Below are 25,129 nucleotides of genomic sequence, written 5' to 3' on the forward strand. Positions count from 1 at the left end.
GACACAAAAACGCCCGGCCAGTGCCGGGCGTTTTTGTTTTCGTGCATACGGTCAGAGCGAACCGGTCATGCCACCATCCACCGGCAGATTGATGCCGTTAATATAGGCAGCCGCTGGCGAGGCGAGAAAGCCGACGGCATTGGCAAACTCGGCCGGCTCGGCAAAACGCCCTACCGGCACGCTGGCCGCCATGGCCTTGGCAACCTGCTCTTCCGACCGCTCGCTGCGTGCAGCAGTGTTGGCAATCAGGCTGTCCAGTCTGGGGGTTTGTGTCAGCCCGGGCAGCACGTTGTTGACGGTAATGCCATCGGCGCCCAGCTCCGACGCCAGGGTTTTGGCCCAGTTGGCGACAGCAGCCCGCACCGTGTTGGATACACCCAGATTGGCCAGCGGTTGCTTAAGGAAGGTCTGAATAACTCCCCGAAATCGGCGATAATACGCCCATCACAAAACCTGTAGGATTCGTTGCTGCCATGGATCAGATCACCTTCTCCGAAGCAGAGTACCAAACCAAGAAGCGCAAAACTCGCCGTGAGATTTTTCTGGAGCGCATGGACAAGCTGATTCCGTGGCAGAAGCTGGAGAAGAAGGTGGCCCGATACTACCCCAAAGGCGAGAACGGCCGGCCTCCGTATCCGCTGCCTGCCATGCTCCGTGTTCATTTTATGCAGCTGTTCTACAACCTCAGTGATCCGGCAATGGAAGATGCACTATACGAAATTCAGTCGATGCGTAGCTTCGCAGGTTTGAAGCTGGACCGCTTGCCCGACGAAACGACCATCCTCAATTTCCGGCATTTTCTGGAGCAACACGGACTCGGCAAGGCACTGTTCAAAGAGGTGAACAAACACCTGGAGAAGAATGGTCTGATGCTGCGTGAAGGCAGTATTGTTGATGCCACCATCATCTCTGCTCCGAGTTCCACCAAGAACAACAGTGGTCAGCGTGACCCGGAAATGCACCAGACCAAGAAAGGTAATCAATGGCACTTCGGCATGAAAATGCACATTGGTGTCGATGACACCCTTGGGCTGATTCATAGCATAGACACTACGGCTGCCAATGTTCACGATATTGTGCCTTCCGGCAATCTGTTACATGGCGACGAGCAGCGTGTGTTCGGGGATGCGGGGTATCTTGGCATTCAGAAACGGGACGAGCATAAGCAACGTAAAGATGTTGACTGGCACATCGCCAAGCGTCCGGGTACTCGCAAGACGCTGAGCGCCAACAATCTGAAAGCTGAGAAAATCAAAGCCAGCATTCGTGCCAAAGTGGAGCACCCCTTCCGGTACATCAAGCAGGTCTTTGGTTACAGCAAAGTCCGCTATCGCGGCCTGGCCAAGAACACCAATCGTTTGTACTTGCTGGCAGCGTTCAGCAACCTGCTGATGGGCGAGAAATATCTATCGGCGTAGGGTAATTGTGCCTGTTTTGCGCCGATATGGCGGGAAATGGGCTAAAAACAGACAAATAATGAGGAAGTGCTGCCTGAAATTCACGTTTTTTGCCGGCCAATGTCTAGATTGGCGAAATGCAGCATTTATTCAGACCTTCCTTAACTGAGGTAGACAGCACATTGAGGATGCGCCCGTAACCGGCTTCGCGCATACCCGGCAACAGGTGCCTGAGGATGACCTGCGCGTGCACCATATGCTGCGTGAGTGCTGCGGCATAGGCGTCGGGCTCGGCATCGCTGGCGCGCCCGGGCGCCGGGCCACCGGTGTTGTTGAGCCAGATGTGGATGACCCCACCCCGCTCCAGTTCGTTGACCAGCGCGCGTGTCAGCGCCGCGCGATCGTGGGCGTCAACCGCCAGTACACTATGGCCCTGCCCGTGCCCGGTTGCCAGGCTATCGCGTACCGACTGCAACTTGTCGAGCGAACGGGCCAGCAATACCACCTCTGCGCCCTGTTCGGCCAATTGACGGGCACAGGCCTCGCCCAGCCCCTGACTTGCACCACAGACCAGCGCACGCCGGCCCGACAGATTCAGATTCATGCAATTGCTCCACCGCGTTACCAGAGTCAAGCGAGCCTAGCACGCGGCACAGTTCAGCACATCAGAACGCGTCGCCGGGTACCCGGACGCTGCCTTCCATCAGGATCCGCGCGCTGCGGCTCATGATGGCTTTGGTGACGACCCACTGGCCATCGACCTGTTTGGCTTCAGCGCCAACGCGCAGCGATCCGGACGGATGACCAAAGCGCACGGCTTCGCGCTCGCCACCACCGGCAGCCAGATTGACCAGCGTACCGGGGATCGCCGCCGCAGTGCCGATGGCGACCGCACAGGTGCCCATCATGGCGTGGTGCAGTTTGCCCATGGACAGGGCGCGCACCAGCAGATCAACATCAGACGCCTCGATCTGCTTGCCACTGGAAGCCTGATAGGTCTTGGGCGGCGACACGAAGGCAATCTTCGGCGTGTGCTGACGCTTGGCGGCTTCTTCCGGGGTTTTGATCAGCCCCATACGCAGCGCGCCGGCGATGCGAATCTGCTCAAAGCGTGCCAGCTGGGCCGGATCGCTGTTGATGTCTTCGCGCAGCTCGGTACCCTGGTAGCCGATGTCTTCGGCATTGACGAACACCGTCGGGATACCTGCGGTGATCATGGTCGCCTTGAAGGTGCCGACACCGGGCACTTCGAGATCGTCGACCAGATTGCCGGTGGGGAACATCGAGCCGCCCTCTTCGCCGTCGTCGGACGGATCAAGGAACTCCAGCACGATTTCAGCCGCCGGGAAGGTCACGCCATCCAGCTCGAAATCACCGGTTTCCTGCACTTCACCGTTGGTGATCGGCACATGGGCGATGATGGTCTTCTGGATATTGGCTTGCCAGATGCGGACCACACAGATGCCGTTATCCGGAATCCGCGCCGAGTCAACCAGACCCGCGTGAATGGCAAAGGCGCCTGCTGCAGTCGACAGGTTGCCGCAGTTGCCGCTCCAGTCCACAAACGCGCTGTCGATCGAGACCTGACCGTACAGGTAATCGACGTCGTGTTCGGGCTGGCTGCTTTTCGACAGAATCACGCACTTGGAGGTCGACGAGGTGGCGCCGCCCATGCCGTCGATGTGCGCACTGTAGGGATCGGGGCTGCCGATCACGCGCATGAACAGGTTGTCACGCGCCTCGCCCGGCAGCTGACAGCGCTCGGGCAGATCCTGCAGACGGAAAAACACGCCTTTACTGGTACCGCCACGAATGTAGGTAGCGGGAATTTTGACTTGGGCTGCATGAGCCATGAAAACGTCTCCTGAAAAGAACACCGGGGCGCAAGCGCCCCGGTACTGGATCAACCTTGCTCTGACTCAAGGAAGTCCTTGGCGAAGCGCTGCAGCACGCCGCCAGCCTTGTACACGCTGACATCGGCAGCGGTATCCAGACGGCAGGTGACCGGCACCTCTACCACCTCACCATTGCGGCGATTGATCACCAGGGTCAGATCGCAGCGCGGCGATACTTCACCCTTGATGTCATAGGTCTCGGTACCGTCCAGGCCCAGCGTCAGGCGGGTAGTACCCGGCTTGAACTCAACCGGCAGCACGCCCATGCCCACCAGGTTGGTACGGTGAATGCGCTCGAAGCCTTCGGCCACGATTACTTCCACACCGGCCAGACGCACGCCCTTGGCCGCCCAGTCACGGGACGAGCCCTGACCGTAGTCGGCACCGGCGATGATGATCAGGTTCTGCTTGCGGTTCATGTAGGTTTCGATCGCTTCCCACATGCGCATGACCTGGCCTTCCGGCTCAACACGGGCCAGCGAGCCCTTCTTCACCCGACCATCCACCACGGCCATTTCGTTGACCAGTTGCGGGTTGGCGAAGGTCGCGCGCTGCGCAGTCAGGTGGTCACCACGGTGTGTCGCGTAGGAGTTGAAGTCCTCTTCCGGCAGGCCCATCTTGTGCAGGTACTCACCCGCCGCCGAGTCCATCAGAATCGCGTTGGACGGCGACAGGTGATCGGTGGTGATGTTGTCCGGCAGGATCGCCAGCGGACGCATGCCCTTGAGCGTGCGCTCACCAGCCAGTGCGCCTTCCCAGTACGGCGGACGACGGATGTAGGTCGACATCGGGCGCCAGTCGTACAGCGGGCTTTCGGCTTCCTGCACGCTGCCCAGATCGAACATCGGGATGTAGATCTGGCGGAACTGCTCCGGCTTGACGCTGGAGGCCACGATGGCGTCGATCTCTTCGTCGCTCGGCCACAGGTCTTTCAGGGTGACCGGATTGCCGTCCTTGTCGGTACCCAGCACGTCCTGCTCGATGTCGAAACGCACGGTACCGGCGATGGCGTAAGCCACAACCAGCGGCGGCGACGCCAGGAACGCCTGTTTGGCGTACGGGTGGATACGGCCGTCGAAGTTACGGTTACCGGACAGCACCGCAGTGGCGTACAGGTCACGGTCGATGATTTCCTGCTGGATCTTCGGATCCAGCGCACCGGACATACCGTTACAGGTGGTGCAGGCGTAGGCAACGATACCGAAGCCCAGCTTCTCCAGCTCCGGCAGCAGACCTGCTTCTTCCAGATACAGCTTGGCAACCTTGGAACCCGGCGCGAAGGACGTTTTCACCCACGGCTTGCGGACCAGACCCAGGTCGTTGGCTTTCTTGGCCAGCAGACCGGCGGCCACGACGTTGCGCGGGTTGGAGGTGTTGGTGCAGCTGGTGATGGCGGCGATGATCACCGCGCCATCGGGCATCAGGCCCTGGGCTTCTTCACCCTTGCCGGCTTCCCACTTGGCTTCGTCGGAAATGCCACGCTCGGCCAGTGCCGAGGTCGGCAGGCGACGGTGCGGGTTTGACGGGCCAGCCATGTTACGCACGACGGTGCCCAGATCGAAGCGCAGCACGCGCTCGTACTCGGCGGTCTTCAGCGCATCACTCCACAGACCCAGCTCCTTGGCATAGGTCTCGACCAGTGCCACCTGCTCGGGCTCGCGACCGGTCAGCTTGAGGTAGTCGATGGTCTGGCCGTCGATGTAGAACATCGAAGCGGTGGCACCGTACTCCGGGCACATGTTGGAGATGGTCGCACGGTCGCCGATGGTCAGGCTGTCTGCACCCTCGCCGAAGAACTCGACGTAGGCACCAACCACCCGCTCCTGGCGCAGGAACTCGGTCAGCGCCAGAACGATGTCGGTCGCGGTGATACCCGGCTGACGCTTGCCGGTCAGCTCGACACCGACGATATCGGGCAGGCGCATCATCGACGGGTGACCCAACATCACGGTTTCGGCTTCCAGACCCCCCACACCGATAGCGATCACGCCCAGGGCGTCAACGTGCGGCGTGTGCGAGTCAGTACCAACGCAGGTGTCGGGGAAGGCCACGCCTTCACGCGCCTGAATCACCGGGCTCATCTTCTCCAGGTTGATCTGGTGCATGATGCCGTTACCGGCCGGGATCACGTCGACGTTCTTGAACGCGGTCTTGGTCCACTCGATAAAGTGGAAGCGGTCTTCGTTGCGACGATCTTCGATGGCGCGGTTCTTCTCGAACGCATCCGGGTCGAAACCGGGCGCTTCAACGGCCAGCGAGTGGTCAACGATCAGCTGGGTCGGTACCACCGGGTTGACCTTGGACGGGTCACCACCCTTCTCGGCGATGGCGTCACGCAGACCAGCCAGATCGACCAGCGCGGTTTGACCGAGAATGTCGTGGCACACGACGCGCGCCGGATACCAGGGGAAGTCCAGATCGCGCTTGCGGTAAACCAGCTGCTCCAGCGAGGCGGTCAGGTCCGCCGGATCGCAGCGACGTACCAGCTGTTCAGCCAGCACGCGGGAGGTATAGGGCAGCTTGGCCCAGGCACCGGCCTGGATCGCTTCAACCGCCGCTTTGGCGTCGAAGTAATCCAGCTGGGTACCCGGCAGGGCTTTGCGGAATTGGGTGTTCATCTTACTTGCGATCCTTGAGTGCCACGAACGGCACATCTTCTGGGCCAACGTAGTTGGCGCTCGGACGAATAATCTTGCCGTCGATACGTTGCTCGATCACGTGGCTGGACCAGCCAGCGGTACGGGCAATCACGAACAGCGGCGTGAACATCGCGGTGGGCACGCCCATCATGTGGTAGCTCACGGCGCTGAACCAGTCGAGGTTGGGGAACATCTTCTTGATTTCCCACATCACGCTTTCCAGACGCTCGGCGATGTCATACATCTTGGTGTTGCTCTGCTCGGCAGACAGCTGGCGAGCGACTTCCTTGATCACCTTGTTGCGCGGGTCGGAGACGGTGTAAACCGGGTGACCGAAGCCGATCACAACTTCCTTCTTCTCGACACGGGCGCGGATGTCGGCCTCAGCCTCATCCGGGTTGTCGTAGCGCTTCTGAATCTCGAAGGCGACTTCGTTGGCGCCGCCGTGCTTCGGACCACGCAGTGCGCCAATCGCACCGGCGATGCATGAATGCATGTCGGAGCCGGTACCGGCGATCACACGGCTGGTAAAGGTAGAGGCGTTGAACTCGTGCTCGGCGTACAGGTTGAGGCTGGTGTGCATCGCGCGCACCCAGGACTCACGCGGCTTCTCACCGTGCAGCAGGTGCAGGAAGTGACCGCCGATGGAGTCGTCGTCGGTCTCGACGTCGATGCGCTTGCCGTTGTGGCTGAAGTGGTACCAGTACAGCAGCATGGAGCCAAAAGAAGCCATCAGCTTGTCGGCAATATCACGCGCACCCGGGTGGTTGTGATCGTCCTTCTCGGGGGACACACAGCCCAGAACGGACACACCGGTACGCATCACATCCATCGGGTGGGCAGACGGCGGCAGTTGCTCGAGGGCAGCCATGACCGCAGCCGGCAGGCCGCGCAGAGCTTTCAGCTTGGCCTTGTAGCCATTCAGCTCGGCGATGGTCGGCAGCTTGCCGTGCACCAGCAGGTGGGCGATTTCTTCGAATTCGCAGGTGGTGGCGACATCCAGGATATCGTAGCCACGGTAGTGCAGATCGTTACCGCTGCGACCAACGGTGCACAGCGCGGTGTTGCCGGCAGCCGTGCCGCTCAGGGCAACAGACTTCTTCGGCTTGAAAGTCGGGGTCTCGGTGTTGGACGTCATGCGTTGGTCTCCTCACGGATCGTTCTTATAGATGAATGACGGCCCCGCCTGAGCAGGGCCAATACCGGGATTTACTTCTTGCCGGCAGCAAACAGGGCGTCGAGCTTCTGCTCGAACGCGTGATAACCGATGCGATCGTACAGCTCGGCACGGGTCTGCATGGTGTCGATCACGTTCTGCTGATGGCCTTCGGTACGAATGGCGTTGTACACATTCTCGGCAGCCTTGTTGGCAGCGCGGAAGGCAGACAGCGGGTACAGCTGAATGGCAACGCCAACCGAGGCCAGCTCTTCACGGGTAAACAGCGGAGTGGCACCGAACTCGGTGATGTTGGCCAGGATCGGCACGTTCAGCTCTTTAACGAAACGCTCGTAGGTGGGCAGATCGTAGGCGGCTTCAGCGAAGATGCCGTCGGCACCGGCCTCAACATAGGCCTTGCAGCGCTCGATCGCCGCATCCACACCTTCAGCCTGAATGGCGTCGGTACGGGCAATCAGGAAGAAGTCCGGATCGGTCCTGGCATCGACTGCCGCCTTGATACGGTTAACCATCTCTTCAGTGGAGACGATTTCCTTGCCCGGGCGGTGACCGCAGCGCTTGGCACCAACCTGGTCTTCGATGTGGGCAGCAGCAGCGCCGGCCTTGATCAGGCTCTTGACGGTACGCTCGATGTTGAACGCGCTCGGGCCAAAGCCGGTGTCGATGTCGACCAGCAGCGGCAGGTCGCAGACGTCAGTGATGCGACGCACGTCGATCAGCACGTCTTCCAGAGTATTGATACCCAGATCCGGCAGACCCAGGGAGCCGGCAGCCACACCGCCACCTGACAGGTAGATAGCCTGGAAGCCGGCACGCTTGGCCAGCAGCGCGTGGTTGGCATTGATCGCACCAATAACCTGCAGCGGACTTTCGGCAGCAAGTGCTTCGCGGAAACGTTTACCCGGGGTTTTCGACATCAGACTGTTCCTCCTGAGGAAGTGACAGCATCGCCCTGCTCCTGCAGTCGACGCTCGATGTTGCGGCGTGATGCGCTGATATGACGGCGCATCAGCATTTCCGCCAGCTCGCCATCGCGGTCGGCGATGGCCTGAATAATATTGTGGTGTTCGGCAAAGGCCTGCTTCGGCCGTTTGGGGGTGGTCGAGAAGCGGTAGCGGTACATGCGCACCAGTTGATAGAGCTCATCGCAGAGCATGTGACTCAGGGTGCGGTTCTTGCTGCCCTGCACGATCAGATAGTGGATATCCAGATCGCCTTCCTGCTGATAGTAGGACTTGTTGGCCTTGAGCCCGCTATGTTGCTCATGCATGGCAAGCACATCGCGCAGCGCGGCAATCTCGTCATCGGTCATGTTCTGCGCGGCCAGTCGGCAGGCCATGCCCTCCAGCGCTTCACGAACGTGATACAGCTCAATCAGTTCAGCGTAGTCGAGAGACACGACCCGCACCCCGGCATGGGGAATGCGTACCACCAGACGACGCCCCTCAAGCCGGCGAATCGCCTCACGCAACGGCCCGCGACCAATACCAAAGGTCGTGGACAGATACTGTTCGCTGATACGGGTGCCCGGGGCTATCTCGCCCTTTACGATCGCCGCCTGGATACGCTCGAACGCTCCATCTGACAGCGTTTGTGCAGGCCCCTCAAGGGTCGCCTCAGTCAATTGTCTACAATCCTGTTTACCAAGTTGAAAACGGATTGAATTTTGCGCCCCAAAACAACGGATTGTCAACAATCCGCCAAGTTATCCGGGTTGAACTATGCTCAATTGACGGTTTCGTCGGAATCCTGCCAACAATCCGACGGAACCCGAGGCTTTAATAAAGGTCTGCCAGAGGCCGCAAAAAAAGGGGGCCGGGGGTATCTACGAGCGGCCGTGCGCGCATGCTAAGATGCCGCCAGCCTGCCGCGCCTGCCGGAGTGCCCTACAGACAGGCCGCCCTACAACAGTTGTTGAGATAACTATGCAATCAATAAATCTGCACCTGAAAATCCTGATCGCCACGCTGGTTGCCCTCGGCGTACTCATTACCGGTTACCAGATCTATGTCCTTGATATTCCGGTTACCGAGGATGAAACCGACGATATCTGGAGCCTCGATGCGAAAGTAGAGTTTCGCGCTGCTCCCGGCACACCGATCAAGGCGCAGTTTTTCATTCCGCCGCTCGATCAGGAGTACGTCAGCCTGAATGAGAGCTTTATCTCCAACAACTACGGCGTGAGCATCAACAACCAGAAGGGCAACCGTCGGGTTACCTGGTCCTCTCGCCGTGCCAGCGGCACCCAGACGCTCTACTACCGTCTGGTGCTGACCAAGCGCTACAGCGAAGAGCAGGCCAAGGCCGCGCCGCCGCCAACACCTCAACCGGTCCAGCTGGAAGGGCCGGAACAGGTCGCAGCTGACGCGCTGATCAACCCGATTCGCCAGCACTCGGCGGATATCGAGACGTTCATCAGCGAAACCATTCGCCGCGTCAACGACATCACCGACGATAACGTCAAGCTGCTGCTGGCCGGTGGCACCAGCGCAATGGACAAGGCCCGGGTCATCGATCTGCTGCTGTCCAACGCGCGCATCCCGCTGGAGCTGGTACACACCATCCGCCTGGAAAACACCGAAGCCCAGACGCCTGAACTCTGGCTGCGCAGCTACAACGGCGAGCGCTGGCTGTATTTCCACCCGGAAACCGGGCAACAGGGTATTCCCGATAACCGCCTGGTCTGGTGGACCGGCAGTGATCCGCTGCTGGCCCTGGAAGGCGGTCGTCAGGCTAACGTGACCCTTACTGTCAGCAACAGTGAGATGAACGCCCTGCGCCTGGCCAAGCTGACCACCCAGAACAGCGCATCGGCGCTGCTCGAATACTCGCTGTATGGCCTGCCGCTGCAATCCCAGCGGGTTTATCAGGTCATGATCATGATCCCGGTCGGCGTGCTGGTGATTCTGATTCTGCGCAACCTGATCGGCATGCAGACACTGGGCACATTCACGCCGGTGCTGATCGCCCTCGCCTTCCGTGAAACCGAGCTGGGCTGGGGTATCGCGCTGTTTACCCTGATCACCGCCCTGGGCCTGTCGCTGCGCTCCTATCTTGAACACCTCAAGCTGCAGATGCTGCCGCGCCTGTCCGTGGTACTGACCTTCGTGGTGCTGGTCATCGCTGCAATCAGTCTGTTCAGCCACAAGCTGGGGCTGGAAAAGGCACTGGCCGTGTCGCTGTTCCCGATGGTGATTCTGACCATGACCATCGAGCGCCTGTCCATCACCTGGGAAGAGCGCGGTGGTGCGCAGTCGCTGAAGGCAGCCGTAGGCACCCTGATTGCCGCAACCCTGGCGCATCTGCTGATGACCATTCCGGAGCTGACCTACTTCGTCTTCACCTTCCCGGCTGTGCTGCTGATTCTGGTGGCCTTCATGCTGGCAATGGGTCGCTACCGCGGTTACCGCCTCACCGAGCTGATGCGCTTCAAGGCGCTGATCAAGAGCTGAGGAGCCGACATGTTTTTCTGGAAAACCTGGAAAGCGCTATCCGACGCCGGTGTGATGGGCATCAACCGGCGTAACGCCGATTACGTGCTCAAGTACAACAAGCGGCACCTGTACCCGGTGGTGGACGACAAGATCCTGACCAAGGAGCGCGCCATCGCCGCCGGCATTCACGTGCCGGAGCTGTACGGCATCATCGAAACCGAGAAAGACTTCGACAAGTTCGACAGTATCGTTGCCAATCATCGCGACTTCGTGATCAAACCGGCGCAGGGCGCAGGCGGCGACGGCATCATCGTCATCGCCGACCGCTTCGAGGGCATGTACAAGACCGTCGGCGGCAAGATCATCAGCCGCGATGAAATCGGCCATCACATCTCCAGCATCCTGTCCGGGCTTTACTCGCTCGGCGGTCACCGCGACCGTGTGCTGATCGAATACCGCGTTACCCCGGACCAGATCTTCAAGAGCATCAGCTACGAAGGTGTGCCGGACATTCGCATCATCTGCCTGATGGGCTACCCGGTCATGGCCATGCTGCGACTGCCGACCCGGCAATCGAACGGCAAGGCCAACCTGCACCAGGGCGCCATCGGTGTGGGGGTCGATCTGGCAACCGGCATCACCCTCAAGGGTACCTGGCTGAACAAGATCATCAGCAAGCACCCGGACACCACCAACGAGGTGGACGGCGTGCAGCTGCCGGACTGGAACGGCTTCATGCGTCTGGCGGCGTCCTGCTATGAGCTGTCGGGCCTGGGCTACATCGGCGTGGATCTGGTGCTGGATCAGGACAAGGGTCCGCTGATTCTGGAGCTCAACGCCCGACCCGGCCTGAACATTCAGATCGCCAACGATGCCGGCCTGACTACCCGCGCGCACATCGTCGAGCGGCATCTCGCCCAATTGAAGAAGGAAGGCCGCGAGGAATCCGTTGAAGAGCGCGTTGCGTTTTCCCAGAAGCACTTCGGCAAGCTGCCCAATGCGCCGATGTCCAGCGACGAGGCGAACGCCGGCACCGCATGACCGGAGACACTCCCGCGTATCGGCTGCACGAGCTGCCCTACCAGGCTGATCCGATCCCCCGGCTTGAGTCCGTGCGCGCCCTTGGCGCGCCGGTGCTGCTCGACTCGGCGGACCGGCGCAACCAGCTCGGTCGCTACAGCATCCTTTGCGCAGGCCCGCTGCTGCAGATCATCGATGACCAGCCCGCTGCACAGGTGCAACAGCACCTGCGTGCAGCCCTGCAACAACTGGGTCCGGCCCGCTGGCCCGGCGACCTGCGTTTGCCGTTCGGCGCGGGGCTGGTCGGTTACCTGGCCTATGACTACGGTCGCCAGCTGGAGTCCCTGCGCTGCCTCGCACGGCACGACATTGCTCTGCCGGACCTCAGTTTCGGCCTCTATGACTGGAGCGTAGTCAGCGACCATCAGCTTCAACGCTGCTGGCTGGTCTGTCATCCCCAGGTACCCAGCGCACGGCAGCAGGCGCTGCTCAGGCAATTGGACAGCCACGCGGCGCCCAGGCAAGCGTTCTCGCTATGCGAGCCTTTCGCGGCCGAACAAGGCAAGTCACAGTACGCTGAGGCCTTCGCCCGGGTTCAGGATTACATTCAGGCCGGTGACTGTTATCAGATCAACCTGGCCCAACGGTTCAGCAGCCGTTACCAGGGCGATCCGCTCAGCGCCTATTGCGCGCTGCGCGAGCGCAGCCCAACGCCTTTCTCTGCCTATCTGGAAATGGCTGGCGGCACGCTGCTTAGCCTGTCGCCCGAGCGCTTTATCGAAGTTCAGAACGGCCGGGTCGAGACGCGGCCGATCAAGGGTACGCGGCCGCGGGGCAGCACGCCGCAGCTGGATCAAGCGCTGGCCGAAGAACTGCAGCGCTGCGAAAAGGACCGGGCGGAGAACCTTATGATCGTCGACCTGCTGCGCAACGATCTCGGGCGCAGCTGCGAGCCCGGCAGCATTCGGGTACCTGAGCTGTTCAGCCTGGAAAGCTATCCCAACGTGCACCATCTGGTCAGCAGTATCACCGGCCGCCTGCGCAGTGACAGCGATGCCATCGACCTGCTGATGCGCGCCTTCCCCGGCGGGTCGATCACCGGCGCGCCGAAGATTCGCGCCATGCAGATTATCGAGGAGCTGGAACCGGTGCGTCGCAGCCTGTATTGCGGCAGTGTTGGCTACCTTGGCTGCGAAGGCCAGATGGATTTCAATATCGCCATTCGCAGCCTGGTGTGCCACGAGGGCAGCATCTACTGCTGGGGCGGCGGCGGCGTCGTTGCCGACTCCGAACTGGACGCCGAATACCAGGAAACCCTCACCAAGGTTGGCAACCTGCTCGATGCCCTGCAGCCCGGGCACGACAGTTACACCTGATAAGCTTGCCCAGGTAACACCGTGCGCGGTTCAGGCAAGCCGGGGGAGCGGCCCCTGCCCTGCCCTCACTGCGACAGCAAGTGCAGCACCAGCTTCACGCCGGTGCTGCAGCAGTATCAGCCTCGTCGATCAGCTGTGCATCGGCTGCCATTGACGCCTCCATCCGTTTGCTGTCCGCAACGAAGGAGCGCGCGCCCATCAGCAGCGCTGCCATAGCCGCCAGCAGCGCAACCGGAATAGAGATCATGGCGTCATGCAGCCCCTGCGCCTTGAACAGCTCGTTCATCTCCGCAGCGCCGGCCGCGACCCGGGCCGCCTCGGCAAACTGATCTGACAGCAGGCCGACCACAACCGGCCCCATGCCACCGCCGAGCAGATACAGACAGGCGAAGAACAGGGCCACCGCCGTGCCACGCAGACGCGGCTCGATCACGTCCTGAATGGCGGTGTAAACGCTGGTGAAGTAGTTATAGGAAAAGAGCCAGCCGATCGAGAACACAGTGATAAACACACCAATCGCAATCTCATCCTGCAGCAACGCATAACCGGTGGCGAGCGCGGAGATCAGCATGCTGATCGCGCCGAACATCAGTCGCCCGGTTGCCCAGCGCTGATGAACCTTGTCGGCAATCCAGCCACCGGTGACCAGACCGATCAAGCCCGTCACACCCACGATGATGCCGGTGGACACCGCGGCCTGCTGCAACGACAGGTGAAAGTACCGTTGCAGCATCGGCACCATGAACGAGTTGCAGGCGTAGGATGCAAAGTTGTAGGCCAGCCCGGCCAGCGTCAGCCACCAGAAGGTACGCACCGCGAATATCTTGCGCATCGGCTTGTCGACCGGTGCCGCGCTGGTCTTGACCACCTCGGCAGCGCCACGGGCAGGCTCCTTGATCATGAACACGAAGACCGCCAGCACAAGGCCCGGGACAGCAGCAATGTAGAACGGCGCACGCCAGCTATCGAATGCCTCGACCATGGCGCCAACCGTAAAGAACGCCAGCAGCAGCCCAAGCGGCAGGCCCAGCATGAAAATACCCATGGCGCGGGCACGCTTGTGCGCCGGGAACAGGTCACCAATCAGCGAATTTGCCGCAGGTGCATAGCTTGCCTCGCCCACGCCGACACCCATGCGAATGATCAGGAAGCTCCAGAAGTTCCAGGCAGCACCGGTCAGCGCAGTAAAACCGCTCCAGACCGCCAGGCCCCAGCCCATGATCTTGCGGCGCGAGCCGACGTCAGCCATGCGACCGAGCTGAATGCCGGCCAGCGCATAGATGACCGTAAAGGCCGTACCGCCCAGGCCGAGCTGAAAATCACTCAGATCCCACTCCATGCGCAGCGGCTCAATAATGATCGCCGGGATGGTGCGGTCGAAAAAGTTGAACATGTTCGCCAGGAACAGAAGGAAGAGCACACGCCAGGCATTTCTGGCTTGTTGTGGCTGCTGCATGGGCTGACCTCTTTTGTTGTTGTAGCGCCCCGCTCTGCTGCGGGCAAAAGCCGTCTGGAACGGGCTTAACAATGAGTCTGTCCGATCGCTGCCGGGTAGGAAAGCACTACGCCTGCCGTGATCACGATGCTATCAACGGGGTGAATGGCAGCGTCACCGCAGAGCCCAGCGCCCGGCAGACAGGTACTAACGGCAGTTGCCCGCCTTGCTGAAGCCCGCCCTCTGCGCCTGCTCTTCACTCTCGAAATGCACCTGATTACGCTCCGCGACTCGATCGTAGCTCGGGCAGCCGTCCGGCAGGTGATATACCCGGCTGTTACGGTTGCCAATAATCACACCTGATCTGAAGGCCGCCGGTTGACCAACCTCCCGCGCTGCCGATGCCAGGCCGGAACGGGACGGCCGATGGCCGCGTGTCCAAACGGCTGCACCTGTCACAAACGGATTTTCATGACCCATCACCCGCGCGGTTCGATCACTCCATTCGCGCTCCCACTCGCTCACCGGATACTGCCGGCCCCAGGCCATCAGCAATTGCTGCTGCTGACGGGACATCGACAACCCATAACGGTCGTACATGTAAAAATGCACCCGCGCCACCAGCCCCTTGACCTCATCCCGCGGCTCGGCAGCCCGCCCCTTGAAGTCGACCTTTGACGGGCAGGCACCATACTGCGGCGATACCCCGCGCACCATCGCGTACTGGTAGTTGCTGCGATCGCCGTTAACCTCGCCGACGGCGGGATAGAGGTTGAACAGATCAGCCTCCATGGCACGGAATACCGGGTCCTGTGCCGTACAATTGCGCCGACCACCGCTCTGCCAGCACTGGCGCTGATGACCGAATACCCAGGCCGGCACAATATGCTCCCATTCAATGCGCTCGGCCCGGACCTGCTGGGCCCGGGTTTCATAGCCGCAGGAATCGGCATCAATTCGCCCCCCGGATCGCCCTACCCAGTCCCAGCGACAACCGCAGTACAGGTCACCCTGCTCCAGGGCAAACTCATCAAAGAAAATATGCCGCTTGGCCACGGCCTTGGCCGCGGAGAAACCCTCGGGCGCATCGGCAAATACATGGGGAACAACGCACAGCAGAACAAAAAGGGAAACGATCAGAGACTTCATAAACACTGAGCTTTTGCGAAAAGGGTCGCATTGTAAGGATGCAATCGTGACAGGGACAGCAATCGATACAGACCCAACGCAAGCCCGACGCCAAAGGCATAGCAGCCCCGCCGATCGGACAGGCTACCGCCGAGCACCGACTTTCCTGATAAACTGCTCGCCCCCAGCCCGGCGGACACCATCGCAGGCCTCTCACAGCATCAACGCCAGCAACGCGCAAAGGGGTTGGCAGCAGAACTCAGTAATCTAACAGGCAGTCAGAAATGCACCCGGAACCCATATCCAGCCCAGTAACCACGCGGCCAGAGCCCAATCGCCGCTTCAGCGTTGCGCCGATGATGGACTGGACTGATCGCCACTATCGCTACTTTGCGCGGCTGATCAGCCGGCACGCATTGCTGTATACCGAGATGGTGACAACCGGTGCGGTGCTGCATGGTGATCCCGAGCGGTTTCTGGGATACAGCGCCGAGGAGCAGCCGCTGGCGTTGCAGTTGGGCGGCAGTAATCCGCAGGAGCTGGCTCAGTGCGCGGTGCTGGCCGAGCGAGCCGGCTACACCGAGGTCAACCTGAACGTCGGCTGCCCCAGCGACCGGGTGCAGAACAATATGATCGGCGCCTGCCTGATGGCGCATCCGGCGCTGGTGGGTGACTGTGTGAAGGCGATGCAGGATGCGTGCAGCACGCCGATTACGGTCAAGCACCGCATCGGCATCAACGGCAGGGAGAGTTACGAGGAACTGTGCGATTTCGTTGGCACTGTTCACGCCGCAGGCTGCACCAGCTTCACAGTGCATGCGCGCATTGCCATTCTGGAGGGGCTGTCGCCGAAGGAGAATCGCGAGATACCGCCGCTGAAGTACGAGGTGGTGCATCAGCTCAAGCGCGACTTCCCGCAGCTGGAAATCATCCTCAACGGCGGCCTGACCGACCTGGATGTCATGCAAGCGCAGCTTGCCCACGTTGATGGCGTCATGGTCGGTCGCGAGGCGTACCATAACCCATGGTTGCTATCCGAGGTAGATCGCCGCTTCTTCGGTGACGACTATCCGCTGCCATCGCGGATCGAGGTGATGGCACTGATGCGCCCGTATATCGAGCGCCACATCGCCGCCGGCGGCCAGATGCACCACATTACGCGCCATATGCTCGGGCTGTTCCAGGGCTTACCCGGCGCGCGCCACTTCCGCCGCGAGCTGAGCACGACCATTCATCGCACCGACGAGCCGCTGGCGCTGTACGATGCGCTGCTGGAACAGATGCAGGCACGCGTTGGCTGATTGCGGCTGTCAAAGCCTATGAGGTAAGGTCGGAGCATACTAGGGAGTACCACCGCACCATGACCTCAAAACTCGAAAGCCTGAAACAACACACCCTGATCGTCGCCGACACCGGCGACATCGACGCCATCCGCCAGCACCAGCCGATCGACGCGACCACCAACCCCTCACTGCTGCTCAAGGCGGCAGGCCTGCCCAGCTGCGCGCCTCTGCTGGAGCGTTCAATCGGCGAGGCAAAAGGCAGCGCAGAGCCGCTTGGCAACGCCTGTGATCGCTTTGCGGTAGCGGTTGGCAGTGAAATCCTGGGGCTGATCCCGGGGCGCATTTCTACCGAGGTGGACGCGCGCCTGTCGTTTGATCAGGACGCGACCTTTCGCAAGGCCTGCGAGCTGATCGAGCTGTACGAACGTGCCGGCATCACCCGTGATCGGGTACTGATCAAGATTGCCGCCACCTGGGAAGGGATTCAGGCCGCCGCCGCGCTGGAGCGCGAAGGCATCCAGTGCAACCTGACACTGCTGTTCTCGTTTGCTCAGGCCCAGGCCTGTGCCGATGCCGGGGTCTATCTGATCTCGCCCTTCGTGGGCCGAATCTATGACTGGTACAAGCAGCACGAAGGCCGCGACTTCAGCGGTTTTGATGATCCGGGCGTGCAATCGGTGGCGCGCATCTTCCGTTACTACAAGGCGCACATGTACGAGACAGTCGTGATGGGTGCCAGCTTCCGCAACACCGGACAAATCGAAGCCCTGGCCGGCTGTGACCGCCTGACCATCAGCCCGCAACTGCTGGAGAGCCTGGCCGATCAGGCCGGCACACTGACGCCGTCACGATTGCTGCGGGAAGGGGCTGTCGACCCGCGTGTCGAGCTGGATCAGATCGGCTTTCGCTGGGCTCACAATGAGGACGCCATGGCAACCGAGAAGCTGGCTGAGGGTATTCGGGCTTTCGCGGCAGACCAGCTCAAGCTGGAACAGTTGGTTGCAAGCAGGCTGGGCTTAGCTGTCTGACTTTTCCAGTGCACTGACCAGGTCGCGAAACGCTTCACGGTTACTGTCGTTGAGGTCCATCAGAATGCGATGGGCCTCCAGCACCTTGTGTTTGACCTTGTCTTCGGAAAGCATCTGCGCCGGCAAATCCTGCAGCTCCTCGCAGGTCGGCGTGGATTCGGACACGATATTGAAGACCTGATCAAACCCCATGCTCTGCAGCAGGCGGTTCATGTCTTCATGGTTGGATACCAGCGTCGGCAAAAAACCAACCTTCTGCCGCGACAGGATTGAAAGCTTCGCAAGCAGCCCCAGCGAGGTGCTGTCGATGCACTCGGTCTCTGTCAGATCGATCACAATGGCCTTGAAAGTCAGCACACTGAAGATCTTTTCGATATAGGCATCCAGCGCCGCACACAGCGTCAGGCGCACGTCACCGATAAACTTGAGCACAAAGGTGCCTTGCGCTTCCGCAAACTGAATCTTGCCTGTCGTCATCATTCTGCGTTCCTGCTCAACACCAATACGGATATATCATCGGGCATCGTTTTATCGGGCCCCAGCCCGAGGGACGCCATGATACCTTGCATGCGGCCATCCTGCTCGGCTATCAGCACAGGAAGACGCGCTTCCTTCTCCTTCAGGGTAGCCCCTTGCAGACAGTCCAGCACACCATCGGAACACAAGGTAAGACTGAAGCGCTCCGGCAAAGGGATGGTCTGATCCTGATACTCGGCATCCTCGAACAAGCCTACCGGCCGCCCCTTGCCTGTCAGATAGTGCGCCTCGCCATCGGCGCAGATCACCGGCAGCGGCAGGTGGCCACCAATACTGTAGGTCAGCGTCTGGTCCTGCTCATCAATCACACCACCGAGCATGGTTACATGCTTGCCAAGCTTGCAGCTGATCAGGCTGCGGTTGATGTGGCCCAGCACGTCTGAGGGCTTGAACTCGATACGTCCCTGGCCTTCCAGCTTGCGACGCTCATAAAGCAAACGGGTGGTCATGAACTTGAGCAACACGGTCACGAAGGCAGAAGAAGACCCATGGCCAGACACGTCTGCCAAATAGAACGCCAACTGCGAGTCGGATACCCGGAAATAGTCAACAAAGTCCCCCGAGAGGTACAACGACGGAATCAGCTTGTGCTCAAGGGTGTACTCGCCACTGACCCAGGGTGTGACAGGCAGCATGTTGAGCTGCACCTGATGCCCGGCAGCCTGATCGTCACGCAGCTCCTTGAGGTGGACCTCAAGCTCGCGGTTGGCACGTTCAAGCCGCTCGCGAATCCGTTCGTTCTCCAGACGCAGGCGATAACGGTCAAGCGCTCGCCGCACCGCGTGCTCCAGTACCTCGGGGTCATTCAGGGGATTGAGGAGAAAGTCGCTGGCACCCAGTCTGAGCGCCTGCACCACGTCGTTCATTGCGCCGTCAGCCGACATGACAATAACCGGGGCGCCATGCGCCGACTCGGTCATCTGGCGAACCAGCTCAAAGCCCTGATTGTCGCCGAGTTGCAGATCACACAGGATCAGCTCGGGATGCCGGGTGTTGAACAGGGTCAGGCCGCTACCAGCGTTCGTCGCCTGGAGCACGTCATACCCGTTCCCTTCCAACAGTGCCGACAGACTCTGACGAGCCTTGTCGTCGTCATCGATCACCAGCAGTGTGGTGCCTGGAGGCTGCATAGAATCCCTACGTCATTGTCGCTGCGCGCATCATTCGCGGCGACCACAGGGTGATTTGGATAAACCGGAAATAACCCGGCGTTTTCAAGGGGGAAACACTACTCCCATCCGTTGCCGCAAGCAACCGTTGCAGAAGGACCGCAGGGTGCTTGTCGAGGTCTCGACTCGGAACTAGGATGACGGGGAGAAAACCAGAAAAACCGACATATCTGCCAGAGCCGGAGTCGCCGATGTCGTTTCATGATCAGCAGTACAGTGAGAAGCGTGATTTCATGCGTATGACCGTGGAAACTGCCGCAACACTTACCTTTGGTGCCGATAACCATTCGTGCGACGTTATTTGCCGCGACCTTTCCAACCAGGGAGCCCAGGTCACGGCGGGTGAAGCCGTCGCCGCTGGCACGCTCATCACCCTGTCGATTCCCTCACCCACCCCCGGCATGCAAGGGCTGCAGGCCAAAGGAGAGGTAGTGCGCTGCCAGGCAGAGAACAACGGCCGCTTCAGTATCGGGCTGCGATTCGACAGCCTGAACTGACACAGCCGTGCCCCACCCCGGCGATCAGAACTCGTCGGGGACGTTACCGTCACGCACCTTGTATTCGCGATTCTGAAGATAGGCATTGCGAACAAAGGTGTAGCGATCTCCGGTAATCAGGCGCTCCTGATCCAGCAGACCACTGCGGATATCGACCGTCTCCAGCGCAAACATCTGGTTACGAACGCGCACGTCGTTCATATAGCCGGTGTAGGTGTAATTGAGGAAGTTCTCTGGAAGCTTCGACGCCGTATCGCGCACTGTATTGGGCCCGAGGAAGGGCAAAACCAGATACGGCCCGCTCTCAACCCCCCAGTAACCAAGGGTCTGCCCCAGGTCCTCATCGTTGCGCTCCAGCCCCATGCGAGTAGCCACATCCACCAGACCGAAGCCACCCAGCAAGGTGTTGAACAGGAAGCGCGACATGTCGACACCGGCTTCGTTGAACTTGCCCTGCAGGCCATTGTTCAGGAAGTTGGCCGGCTCTTCGAGGTTGTTGAAGAAGTTGCCCACCCCATCGCGCATAAATTGCGGAGTTACCGCCTTGTAGCCCTTGGCAACCGGCTTGAGCGTATAGCGGTCTAGCGTGTCGTTGAAGCTGAAGGTGACGCGATTGAAGCGCTCCCACGGATCCGGATCCGCATACTCCGACGCGTAATCGTCGTAGTCATCGGCAGCAAAAACGGGTGTAATACAGGTCAGCGACAGCGCCGACAACACCATTGCCAAGGCTCCTGTATTCAACAGATTCATCAGCGGTTTCTCCATTCCTCGCTTTTGAGATGCAGTCGCCGAAGGGCTCTGCGGGCCTGCCAGTGTAATGCATAATTTCCATGAATTTCAGCGATATTTACCATGACCGATCCGAACAAGACCCTGCTCTATACCACCGAAATCCCCATTCGCTATGGCGATATGGACAGCAACCAGCACGTCAACAACACCCGGTATTACCAGTATCTGGAAGACGCCCGCATCGAGTGGCTGGACGGCCTGGGAGCGCCCCGACGTGAGGTAGGCCAGGGCCTGGTGCTGCTGACCTGCACCCACCATTTTCTGAAGCCGGCCTTCCACCCGGGCACCATCATTGTTGAGCTGTACGCCGGCGTGGTTGGTCGCACCAGTCTGACGCTCGAGCACAAGCTTTACATCAAGGGCCAGCCCGATGTGATCGGGTACGGCGACGTCAAGATGGTCTGGATTACTGTCGACAATCAGCGCCCGATTCCGGTACCCAACAGCGTTCGGCTTGCCATGGGAGCCGAGCCGCTGGACGAAGCCGGGTCATAAATCTGACACATTTTGCAACCATCATGTGCGGTCAACACGCGTTTGCGACCAGGAGCACCGCACATGACCGCACAGCAGATCGAGGCTGTTCTCTTCGATCTTTCAGGCACCTTGACAACAGCCCGATCGAACGCCAGCGCCGCCACATTGCTGCCGCAGGCAATTCCTGCCCTGGAGCGGCTGCGCCATGACGACATCCGCACCGGCCTGATTATTCAAGCTCCTGACCATCCGTTCGCCTCGCTGGACGCGCTAACCGACGCCACCGTTCGCAGCGACGACCAGCTGCGCCCCTTCCCTGCGCCCGACCTTCCCGCCGCCGTTGCCGTGCGCCTCAAGGCCAGCGCCCTGAAACGCTGCGTTCTTGTGAGCGGCTGCGCCGACGGCATCAGCGCGGGGCTCAACGCCGGCCTTTGGACGGTTGGCACCGCACTCAGCGGCGCTCTGGACCGACATGGCAACGAGCGCTGGGCAACACTGACACATGACGAACAGGATCGCATACGGCTGCAGGCAACCATGACGCTGATGAACGCTGGCGCTCACTATGTCATTGATGACATTAGCGAACTTGACAGCTGTCTGCGGGATATTGCGCTGCGTCAGACAACGGGCTGATTGGCGCAAAAGCGGCGGACGTCGTATTGATCTGGGGGTATAGTGGAACCAAACCGGATGGACAGGAGAACCGTATGCCCTCAGATCGTTTGAAGTCTCAGCTGGAGTCTTTGCAGCAAACACTGAATGAAAGCAACTCGCCGCTTAGCAGCGAAGAGCATGAAGCCCTGCAGGCGCTGGCAACCAGCCTTGAGGCACGACTGCTGAATGAAACCACGGATCTGCAAGTTGATGAAGACCCAAGCCTGGTGGACGGCGTCAACCTGATGGCCGAACAATTCGAGGCCCGTCACCCCACCCTTGCAAGTACCCTGCGCAGCGTGATGCAGAGCCTGGCCGACATGGGCATCTGACAATCCCGGTGCTCCGCTGCGGCGGAGCACCGGTACGTTTCCTACTGTCGCGCCAATCGCAGGTTTTCCGGCATGCCGGGTTGCGTTGAGCGCCAGGGATTGATGTCCAATCCACCCCGACGAACATAGCGCGCATAAACCGTCAGCGACGCCCCTTCACCCAACTGCTTGAGAATATCCAGGAAGATACGTTCCACGCATTGCTCGTGGAAATCCGAGTGCTGCCTGAACGAAACCAGGTAGCGCAGCAGAGACGCGTGATCGAGTTGAGGCCCGCTGTAGCTGATCTGCACAGAACCCCAATCCGGCTGACCTGTCACCGGGCAGTTGGATTTCAGCAAATGACTGTGAAGGACCTCGGTCACCGGCCCTGCGTTGGGTGCAAGGGTCAGCAGCGACGGATCGTAACTGTACTCGGATACCTCAACCTCCAGATCATCGACACAGGTACCGGGCAATACCAGCAAACCCGCCTGATGCAGCTGCTGCATGCTCAGCAAGCGGACCATGACCGGCCCCTGCGCCGCAACCGACAGGTCGGTTTCCAGCGTCTTCAACAGGTCGTGGCGATCACGAAAAACCGTCTGATTGAGTGAGTTCAGGTACAGCTTGAAGGACTTGGACTCGACAATCCGCGCCGCCTTGATCGGGAACACGAACTCGGCCGCAGCCACCACGGGCTTGCCAGAGGGTGTCAGCCAGGACAATTCGAAGCAGTTCCAGATATCAGCGCCGTGAAACGGCAGTTGCTGCGGATCCAGCCCCAACTCCTGCCATTTCGGCAGTCGTGAGATTGGATACAGCAGCGACGGCGTGTAAACGCTGATGTAGGTACTGGACTTGCCCAGCGGCGACTCGGTCGCAGGATGATCAGACATGGAATACCCCGGGGATCGACAACGGGCCGCCGGCTGACGGCCCGCGCCCATTATTGCCGCATACCCGTGCCTCTGACCAGCAACCAGTAGCTCACGCTGTAGAGCGCCACGGTAAAGATAGCCATGATGATCAGGGCAGTCCCGATTGGAATATCGGACACCCCGAGAATGCCGTATCGGAACGCGTTGACCATATGCAGAATCGGGTTGACCTGCGACACCGCATGCCAGAACGGCGGCAACAGGTTGATCGAGTAGAATACCCCACCCAGATAGGTCAGCGGCGTCAGCACGAAGGTCGGCACGATCGAGATATCGTCGAAGGTCCGGGCGAATACCGCGTTGATAAAGCCGCCGAGCGAAAACACCAGCGAGGTAAAGAAGACCACCACAATGGTCAGCCAAACGTGCTCAACACGCAGCTTGGTGAAGAACAGTGACGTCAGCGTTACGATCAGCCCGACGGCCAGCCCGCGGGCAACACCGCCAAAGGTGTAGCCAAGCAGGATCACATGCGGCGACACCGGAGCGACCATCAGCTCCTCAATGGAGCGCTGAAATTTGGTACTGAAGAAACTCGAGACCACGTTGGAATAGCTGTTGGTAATCACCGACATCATGATCAGGCCCGGTACGATGTAATCGATATAACGGAACCCGCCCATCTCGCCAATGCGACTGCCGATCAGGTGACCAAAGATGACGAAATACAGCGTCATGGTGATCGCCGGCGGGAGCAATGTCTGCGCCCATATCCGGGTAAAGCGGCGAATCTCCTTGGTCAGGATGGTCGTGAATGCCACCCAGCCCTGTTGCCAGTACTGCATGCTCAGGCCCCCTTCTTCTCGGCGTTTTCATCCACCAGCGTAAGAAACAACTCCTCCAGCCGGTTACTTTTGTTGCGCATGCTCACCACCTCGATTCCGGACTCTGTGAGCGCTGCAAACAACGCATTCAGACCTTGCGCCTTGTCCACCTGCACCTCAAGCGTATGCTCGTCAACGAGTCGCGCCGCGTAACCTGCCAGTGCCGGCGCGTCGGTCAGGGTCTGGCGCGTATCGAGCAGGAAGGTTTCGACATGCAGCTCTTTCAGCAGCGCACGCATGCTGGTGTTATGAATGATCCGGCCCTCATCGATAATCGCGATGTGGCGGCACAGCTGCTCAGCCTCTTCCAGATAGTGCGTGGTCAGCACAATGGTGATGCCTTGGGCATTGATCTCCTGAAGGAACTGCCACATCGAGCGGCGAATTTCGATATCCACGCCGGCGGTGGGCTCATCCAGAATCAACAGTTTGGGCTCGTGGATCAGCGCGCGGGCAATCATCAGCCGACGCTTCATGCCACCGGACAGCATGCGAGAGGGTACGTCGCGTTTTTCCCACAACCCAAGTCGCTTGAGATAATGCTCGGCGCGCTCACGTGCACGGGCCAGCGGGATGCCGTAATAGCCGGCCTGACTGACCAGAATGTCGATTACCTTCTCGAACTGACTGAAGTTGAACTCCTGCGGCACCACCCCGATGCAGCGCTTGGCTGCAAGCAGCTCGCGATCAATGTCATGCCCGAAGATGCTGACTTCGCCTGCCGACTTGTTGACCAGAGAAGACAGAATGCCGATCGTCGTCGACTTGCCTGCCCCGTTGGGCCCCAGCAGAGCAAAAAAGTCGCCCTCGCGCACCTCCAGATCGATGCCCTTGAGAGCGCGCATTCCGGTGGCATAGGTCTTCTCAAGCCCCCGGATACGTATAGCTGCAGTCATGCCTTGCCTCACGCTTGGAAGTGGAGGGCTAACTATGGGGGCAGATACGCAGGAATCAAGTCCAACTGCTGGCACCTCGAGGAATTCGCACCCAAACTGCGAATACAGATACCGCTGTGCGGAATAAGTGGCTTACAATTTTGCTACAAATGCAGCCATGCAGTTGATTGTTACGATCTGCGGGACAACGTATTCTCGCCGCAGAACAACAAA

At 60.1% G+C, this 25,129-nt stretch carries 25 protein-coding genes; 10 read left to right on the plus strand and 15 right to left on the minus strand.

The window, feature by feature from the left end; genetic code table 11:
- Positions 1–51: 51 nt before the first annotated feature.
- Complete coding sequence (locus AC13EY_RS08800) at positions 52–414, minus strand: SDR family oxidoreductase (RefSeq protein ID WP_482890409.1); 363 nt, start codon at positions 412–414, stop codon at positions 52–54.
- Positions 415–473: 59 nt separating this feature from the next.
- Between AC13EY_RS08800 and AC13EY_RS08805 the strand changes: the two genes are divergently transcribed.
- On the plus strand, positions 474–1,418 hold the full coding sequence (locus tag AC13EY_RS08805; RefSeq protein WP_088476352.1) for an IS5 family transposase: 945 nt from the start codon (positions 474–476) through the stop codon (positions 1,416–1,418).
- A 103-nt stretch (positions 1,419–1,521) separates the two neighbouring features.
- Here the strand turns inward: AC13EY_RS08805 and AC13EY_RS08810 are convergent, their stop codons facing one another.
- The 6 genes from AC13EY_RS08810 to AC13EY_RS08835 all read right to left on the minus strand — a co-directional run bounded on the left by AC13EY_RS08810 (position 1,522) and on the right by AC13EY_RS08835 (position 8,732).
- A complete protein-coding gene (locus AC13EY_RS08810; protein ID WP_482876005.1) occupies positions 1,522–2,001 on the minus strand; it encodes an SDR family NAD(P)-dependent oxidoreductase in 480 nt (159 codons plus the stop codon).
- A gap of 61 nt (positions 2,002–2,062) precedes the next feature.
- On the minus strand, positions 2,063–3,250 hold the full coding sequence (prpF, locus tag AC13EY_RS08815; protein WP_482876007.1) for a 2-methylaconitate cis-trans isomerase PrpF: 1,188 nt from the start codon (positions 3,248–3,250) through the stop codon (positions 2,063–2,065).
- A 50-nt stretch (positions 3,251–3,300) separates the two neighbouring features.
- The gene (gene acnD / locus AC13EY_RS08820) at positions 3,301–5,910 is read right to left on the minus strand and encodes a Fe/S-dependent 2-methylisocitrate dehydratase AcnD (RefSeq protein ID WP_482876009.1); all 2,610 of its coding nucleotides are present in this window, start codon (positions 5,908–5,910) and stop codon (positions 3,301–3,303) included.
- 1 nt (position 5,911) lies between these two features.
- Entirely contained in the window at positions 5,912–7,069 is a 1,158-nt protein-coding gene (gene prpC, locus AC13EY_RS08825) for a bifunctional 2-methylcitrate synthase/citrate synthase (RefSeq protein WP_482876011.1), read from the minus strand.
- A gap of 71 nt (positions 7,070–7,140) precedes the next feature.
- Positions 7,141–8,025 carry a methylisocitrate lyase gene (prpB, locus tag AC13EY_RS08830; RefSeq protein WP_228246913.1) on the minus strand — a complete coding sequence of 295 codons (885 nt, stop codon included), beginning with the start codon at positions 8,023–8,025 and terminating at the stop codon, positions 7,141–7,143.
- Positions 8,025–8,732 (minus strand): GntR family transcriptional regulator, encoded by a 708-nt coding sequence (locus tag AC13EY_RS08835; protein WP_228246912.1) that lies wholly within the window; start codon positions 8,730–8,732, stop codon positions 8,025–8,027. The genes prpB and AC13EY_RS08835 overlap by 1 nt, the downstream gene beginning before the upstream one ends.
- 301 nt (positions 8,733–9,033) lie before the next feature.
- On the opposite strand from AC13EY_RS08835, the gene rloB reads away from it, so the two are divergent.
- The 3 genes from rloB to pabB are packed head-to-tail and all read left to right on the plus strand — an operon-like array spanning position 9,034 to position 12,938.
- Positions 9,034–10,560, plus strand: coding sequence for an osmotic stress tolerance membrane protein RloB (gene rloB, locus AC13EY_RS08840; protein ID WP_228246911.1), 1,527 nt, complete (start codon positions 9,034–9,036; stop codon positions 10,558–10,560).
- A 9-nt stretch (positions 10,561–10,569) separates the two neighbouring features.
- Positions 10,570–11,583 (plus strand): alpha-L-glutamate ligase-like protein, encoded by a 1,014-nt coding sequence (locus AC13EY_RS08845; RefSeq protein ID WP_088274009.1) that lies wholly within the window; start codon positions 10,570–10,572, stop codon positions 11,581–11,583.
- On the plus strand, positions 11,580–12,938 hold the full coding sequence (gene pabB / locus AC13EY_RS08850) for an aminodeoxychorismate synthase component I (protein WP_228246910.1): 1,359 nt from the start codon (positions 11,580–11,582) through the stop codon (positions 12,936–12,938). The genes AC13EY_RS08845 and pabB overlap by 4 nt, the downstream gene beginning before the upstream one ends.
- 94 nt (positions 12,939–13,032) lie before the next feature.
- Here pabB and AC13EY_RS08855 read toward each other — a convergent pair whose 3' ends face one another.
- Together AC13EY_RS08855 and AC13EY_RS08860 are read right to left on the minus strand one after the other, a co-directional pair.
- Entirely contained in the window at positions 13,033–14,394 is a 1,362-nt protein-coding gene (locus AC13EY_RS08855) for a spinster family MFS transporter (RefSeq protein WP_228246909.1), read from the minus strand.
- A 186-nt stretch (positions 14,395–14,580) separates the two neighbouring features.
- Positions 14,581–15,522: an endonuclease gene (locus AC13EY_RS08860; RefSeq protein WP_228246908.1), complete on the minus strand. Its 942-nt coding sequence runs from the start codon at positions 15,520–15,522 to the stop codon at positions 14,581–14,583.
- Between the two features lie 263 nt (positions 15,523–15,785).
- Here AC13EY_RS08860 and dusA point away from each other — a divergent pair, with 263 nt between their 5' ends.
- Both dusA and tal read left to right on the plus strand, forming a co-directional pair.
- Positions 15,786–16,802: a tRNA dihydrouridine(20/20a) synthase DusA gene (gene dusA, locus AC13EY_RS08865; RefSeq protein WP_482876015.1), complete on the plus strand. Its 1,017-nt coding sequence runs from the start codon at positions 15,786–15,788 to the stop codon at positions 16,800–16,802.
- Between the two features lie 59 nt (positions 16,803–16,861).
- Positions 16,862–17,812: a transaldolase gene (gene tal, locus AC13EY_RS08870; protein WP_482876017.1), complete on the plus strand. Its 951-nt coding sequence runs from the start codon at positions 16,862–16,864 to the stop codon at positions 17,810–17,812.
- Here the strand turns inward: tal and rssC are convergent.
- Positions 17,801–18,289, minus strand: a complete 489-nt coding sequence (gene rssC, locus AC13EY_RS08875) for an anti-sigma factor antagonist RssC (RefSeq protein WP_088274321.1) — start codon at positions 18,287–18,289, stop codon at positions 17,801–17,803. The genes tal and rssC overlap by 12 nt on opposite strands.
- Positions 18,289–19,479, minus strand: a complete 1,191-nt coding sequence (locus AC13EY_RS08880) for a PP2C family protein-serine/threonine phosphatase (RefSeq protein WP_269687170.1) — start codon at positions 19,477–19,479, stop codon at positions 18,289–18,291. The genes rssC and AC13EY_RS08880 overlap by 1 nt, the downstream gene beginning before the upstream one ends.
- 230 nt (positions 19,480–19,709) lie before the next feature.
- Between AC13EY_RS08880 and AC13EY_RS08885 the strand changes: the two genes are divergently transcribed.
- On the plus strand, positions 19,710–20,015 hold the full coding sequence (locus AC13EY_RS08885; protein ID WP_160003140.1) for a PilZ domain-containing protein: 306 nt from the start codon (positions 19,710–19,712) through the stop codon (positions 20,013–20,015).
- A 24-nt stretch (positions 20,016–20,039) separates the two neighbouring features.
- On the opposite strand, the gene AC13EY_RS08890 is transcribed toward AC13EY_RS08885, so the two are convergent.
- Positions 20,040–20,768, minus strand: a complete 729-nt coding sequence (locus tag AC13EY_RS08890) for an MlaA family lipoprotein (RefSeq protein ID WP_228246588.1) — start codon at positions 20,766–20,768, stop codon at positions 20,040–20,042.
- A gap of 102 nt (positions 20,769–20,870) precedes the next feature.
- Here AC13EY_RS08890 and AC13EY_RS08895 point away from each other — a divergent pair, with 102 nt between their 5' ends.
- The 3 genes from AC13EY_RS08895 (at position 20,871) to AC13EY_RS08905 (ending at position 22,276) form a co-directional block, all read left to right on the plus strand.
- Entirely contained in the window at positions 20,871–21,305 is a 435-nt protein-coding gene (locus AC13EY_RS08895) for an acyl-CoA thioesterase (protein ID WP_088273954.1), read from the plus strand.
- 63 nt (positions 21,306–21,368) lie between these two features.
- Positions 21,369–21,923, plus strand: coding sequence for a hypothetical protein (locus tag AC13EY_RS08900; protein WP_233049814.1), 555 nt, complete (start codon positions 21,369–21,371; stop codon positions 21,921–21,923).
- 74 nt (positions 21,924–21,997) lie between these two features.
- Positions 21,998–22,276 (plus strand): DUF4404 family protein, encoded by a 279-nt coding sequence (locus tag AC13EY_RS08905; protein WP_088273952.1) that lies wholly within the window; start codon positions 21,998–22,000, stop codon positions 22,274–22,276.
- A gap of 41 nt (positions 22,277–22,317) precedes the next feature.
- On the opposite strand, the gene queF is transcribed toward AC13EY_RS08905, so the two are convergent.
- Genes queF through AC13EY_RS08920 form a run of 3 tightly spaced genes read right to left on the minus strand, consistent with a single transcriptional unit; the run spans position 22,318 to position 24,916 of the window.
- Positions 22,318–23,154, minus strand: coding sequence for an NADPH-dependent 7-cyano-7-deazaguanine reductase QueF (queF, locus tag AC13EY_RS08910; RefSeq protein ID WP_285677369.1), 837 nt, complete (start codon positions 23,152–23,154; stop codon positions 22,318–22,320).
- Positions 23,155–23,204: 50 nt separating this feature from the next.
- Entirely contained in the window at positions 23,205–23,981 is a 777-nt protein-coding gene (locus AC13EY_RS08915; RefSeq protein WP_285677368.1) for an ABC transporter permease, read from the minus strand.
- 2 nt (positions 23,982–23,983) lie between these two features.
- Entirely contained in the window at positions 23,984–24,916 is a 933-nt protein-coding gene (locus AC13EY_RS08920) for an ABC transporter ATP-binding protein (protein ID WP_088273949.1), read from the minus strand.
- Positions 24,917–25,129: the final 213 nt, after the last annotated feature.

It is taken from the genome of Halopseudomonas sp. L-58 (assembly GCF_056859475.1).

Bases quoted from the DNA above. Each gene is read 5' to 3' on its own strand.
- dusA (WP_482876015.1), top strand. From the start codon at position 15,786: ATGCACCCGGAACCCATATCCAGCCCAGTAACCACGCGGCCAGAGCCC.
- AC13EY_RS08915 (WP_285677368.1), bottom strand. From the start codon at position 23,981: ATGCAGTACTGGCAACAGGGCTGGGTGGCATTCACGACCATCCTGACC.
- prpB (WP_228246913.1), bottom strand. From the start codon at position 8,025: ATGTCGAAAACCCCGGGTAAACGTTTCCGCGAAGCACTTGCTGCCGAA.
- acnD (WP_482876009.1), bottom strand. From the start codon at position 5,910: ATGAACACCCAATTCCGCAAAGCCCTGCCGGGTACCCAGCTGGATTAC.
- pabB (WP_228246910.1), top strand. From the start codon at position 11,580: ATGACCGGAGACACTCCCGCGTATCGGCTGCACGAGCTGCCCTACCAG.
- AC13EY_RS08845 (WP_088274009.1), top strand. From the start codon at position 10,570: ATGTTTTTCTGGAAAACCTGGAAAGCGCTATCCGACGCCGGTGTGATG.
- AC13EY_RS08905 (WP_088273952.1), top strand. From the start codon at position 21,998: ATGCCCTCAGATCGTTTGAAGTCTCAGCTGGAGTCTTTGCAGCAAACA.
- AC13EY_RS08895 (WP_088273954.1), top strand. From the start codon at position 20,871: ATGACCGATCCGAACAAGACCCTGCTCTATACCACCGAAATCCCCATT.
- AC13EY_RS08890 (WP_228246588.1), bottom strand. From the start codon at position 20,768: ATGAATCTGTTGAATACAGGAGCCTTGGCAATGGTGTTGTCGGCGCTG.
- rssC (WP_088274321.1), bottom strand. From the start codon at position 18,289: ATGACGACAGGCAAGATTCAGTTTGCGGAAGCGCAAGGCACCTTTGTG.
- prpF (WP_482876007.1), bottom strand. From the start codon at position 3,250: ATGGCTCATGCAGCCCAAGTCAAAATTCCCGCTACCTACATTCGTGGC.
- rloB (WP_228246911.1), top strand. From the start codon at position 9,034: ATGCAATCAATAAATCTGCACCTGAAAATCCTGATCGCCACGCTGGTT.
- prpC (WP_482876011.1), bottom strand. From the start codon at position 7,069: ATGACGTCCAACACCGAGACCCCGACTTTCAAGCCGAAGAAGTCTGTT.
- AC13EY_RS08900 (WP_233049814.1), top strand. From the start codon at position 21,369: ATGACCGCACAGCAGATCGAGGCTGTTCTCTTCGATCTTTCAGGCACC.
- AC13EY_RS08810 (WP_482876005.1), bottom strand. From the start codon at position 2,001: ATGAATCTGAATCTGTCGGGCCGGCGTGCGCTGGTCTGTGGTGCAAGT.
- AC13EY_RS08920 (WP_088273949.1), bottom strand. From the start codon at position 24,916: ATGACTGCAGCTATACGTATCCGGGGGCTTGAGAAGACCTATGCCACC.
- tal (WP_482876017.1), top strand. From the start codon at position 16,862: ATGACCTCAAAACTCGAAAGCCTGAAACAACACACCCTGATCGTCGCC.
- AC13EY_RS08885 (WP_160003140.1), top strand. From the start codon at position 19,710: ATGTCGTTTCATGATCAGCAGTACAGTGAGAAGCGTGATTTCATGCGT.
- AC13EY_RS08805 (WP_088476352.1), top strand. From the start codon at position 474: ATGGATCAGATCACCTTCTCCGAAGCAGAGTACCAAACCAAGAAGCGC.
- queF (WP_285677369.1), bottom strand. From the start codon at position 23,154: ATGTCTGATCATCCTGCGACCGAGTCGCCGCTGGGCAAGTCCAGTACC.
- AC13EY_RS08880 (WP_269687170.1), bottom strand. From the start codon at position 19,479: ATGCAGCCTCCAGGCACCACACTGCTGGTGATCGATGACGACGACAAG.
- AC13EY_RS08860 (WP_228246908.1), bottom strand. From the start codon at position 15,522: ATGAAGTCTCTGATCGTTTCCCTTTTTGTTCTGCTGTGCGTTGTTCCC.
- AC13EY_RS08855 (WP_228246909.1), bottom strand. From the start codon at position 14,394: ATGCAGCAGCCACAACAAGCCAGAAATGCCTGGCGTGTGCTCTTCCTT.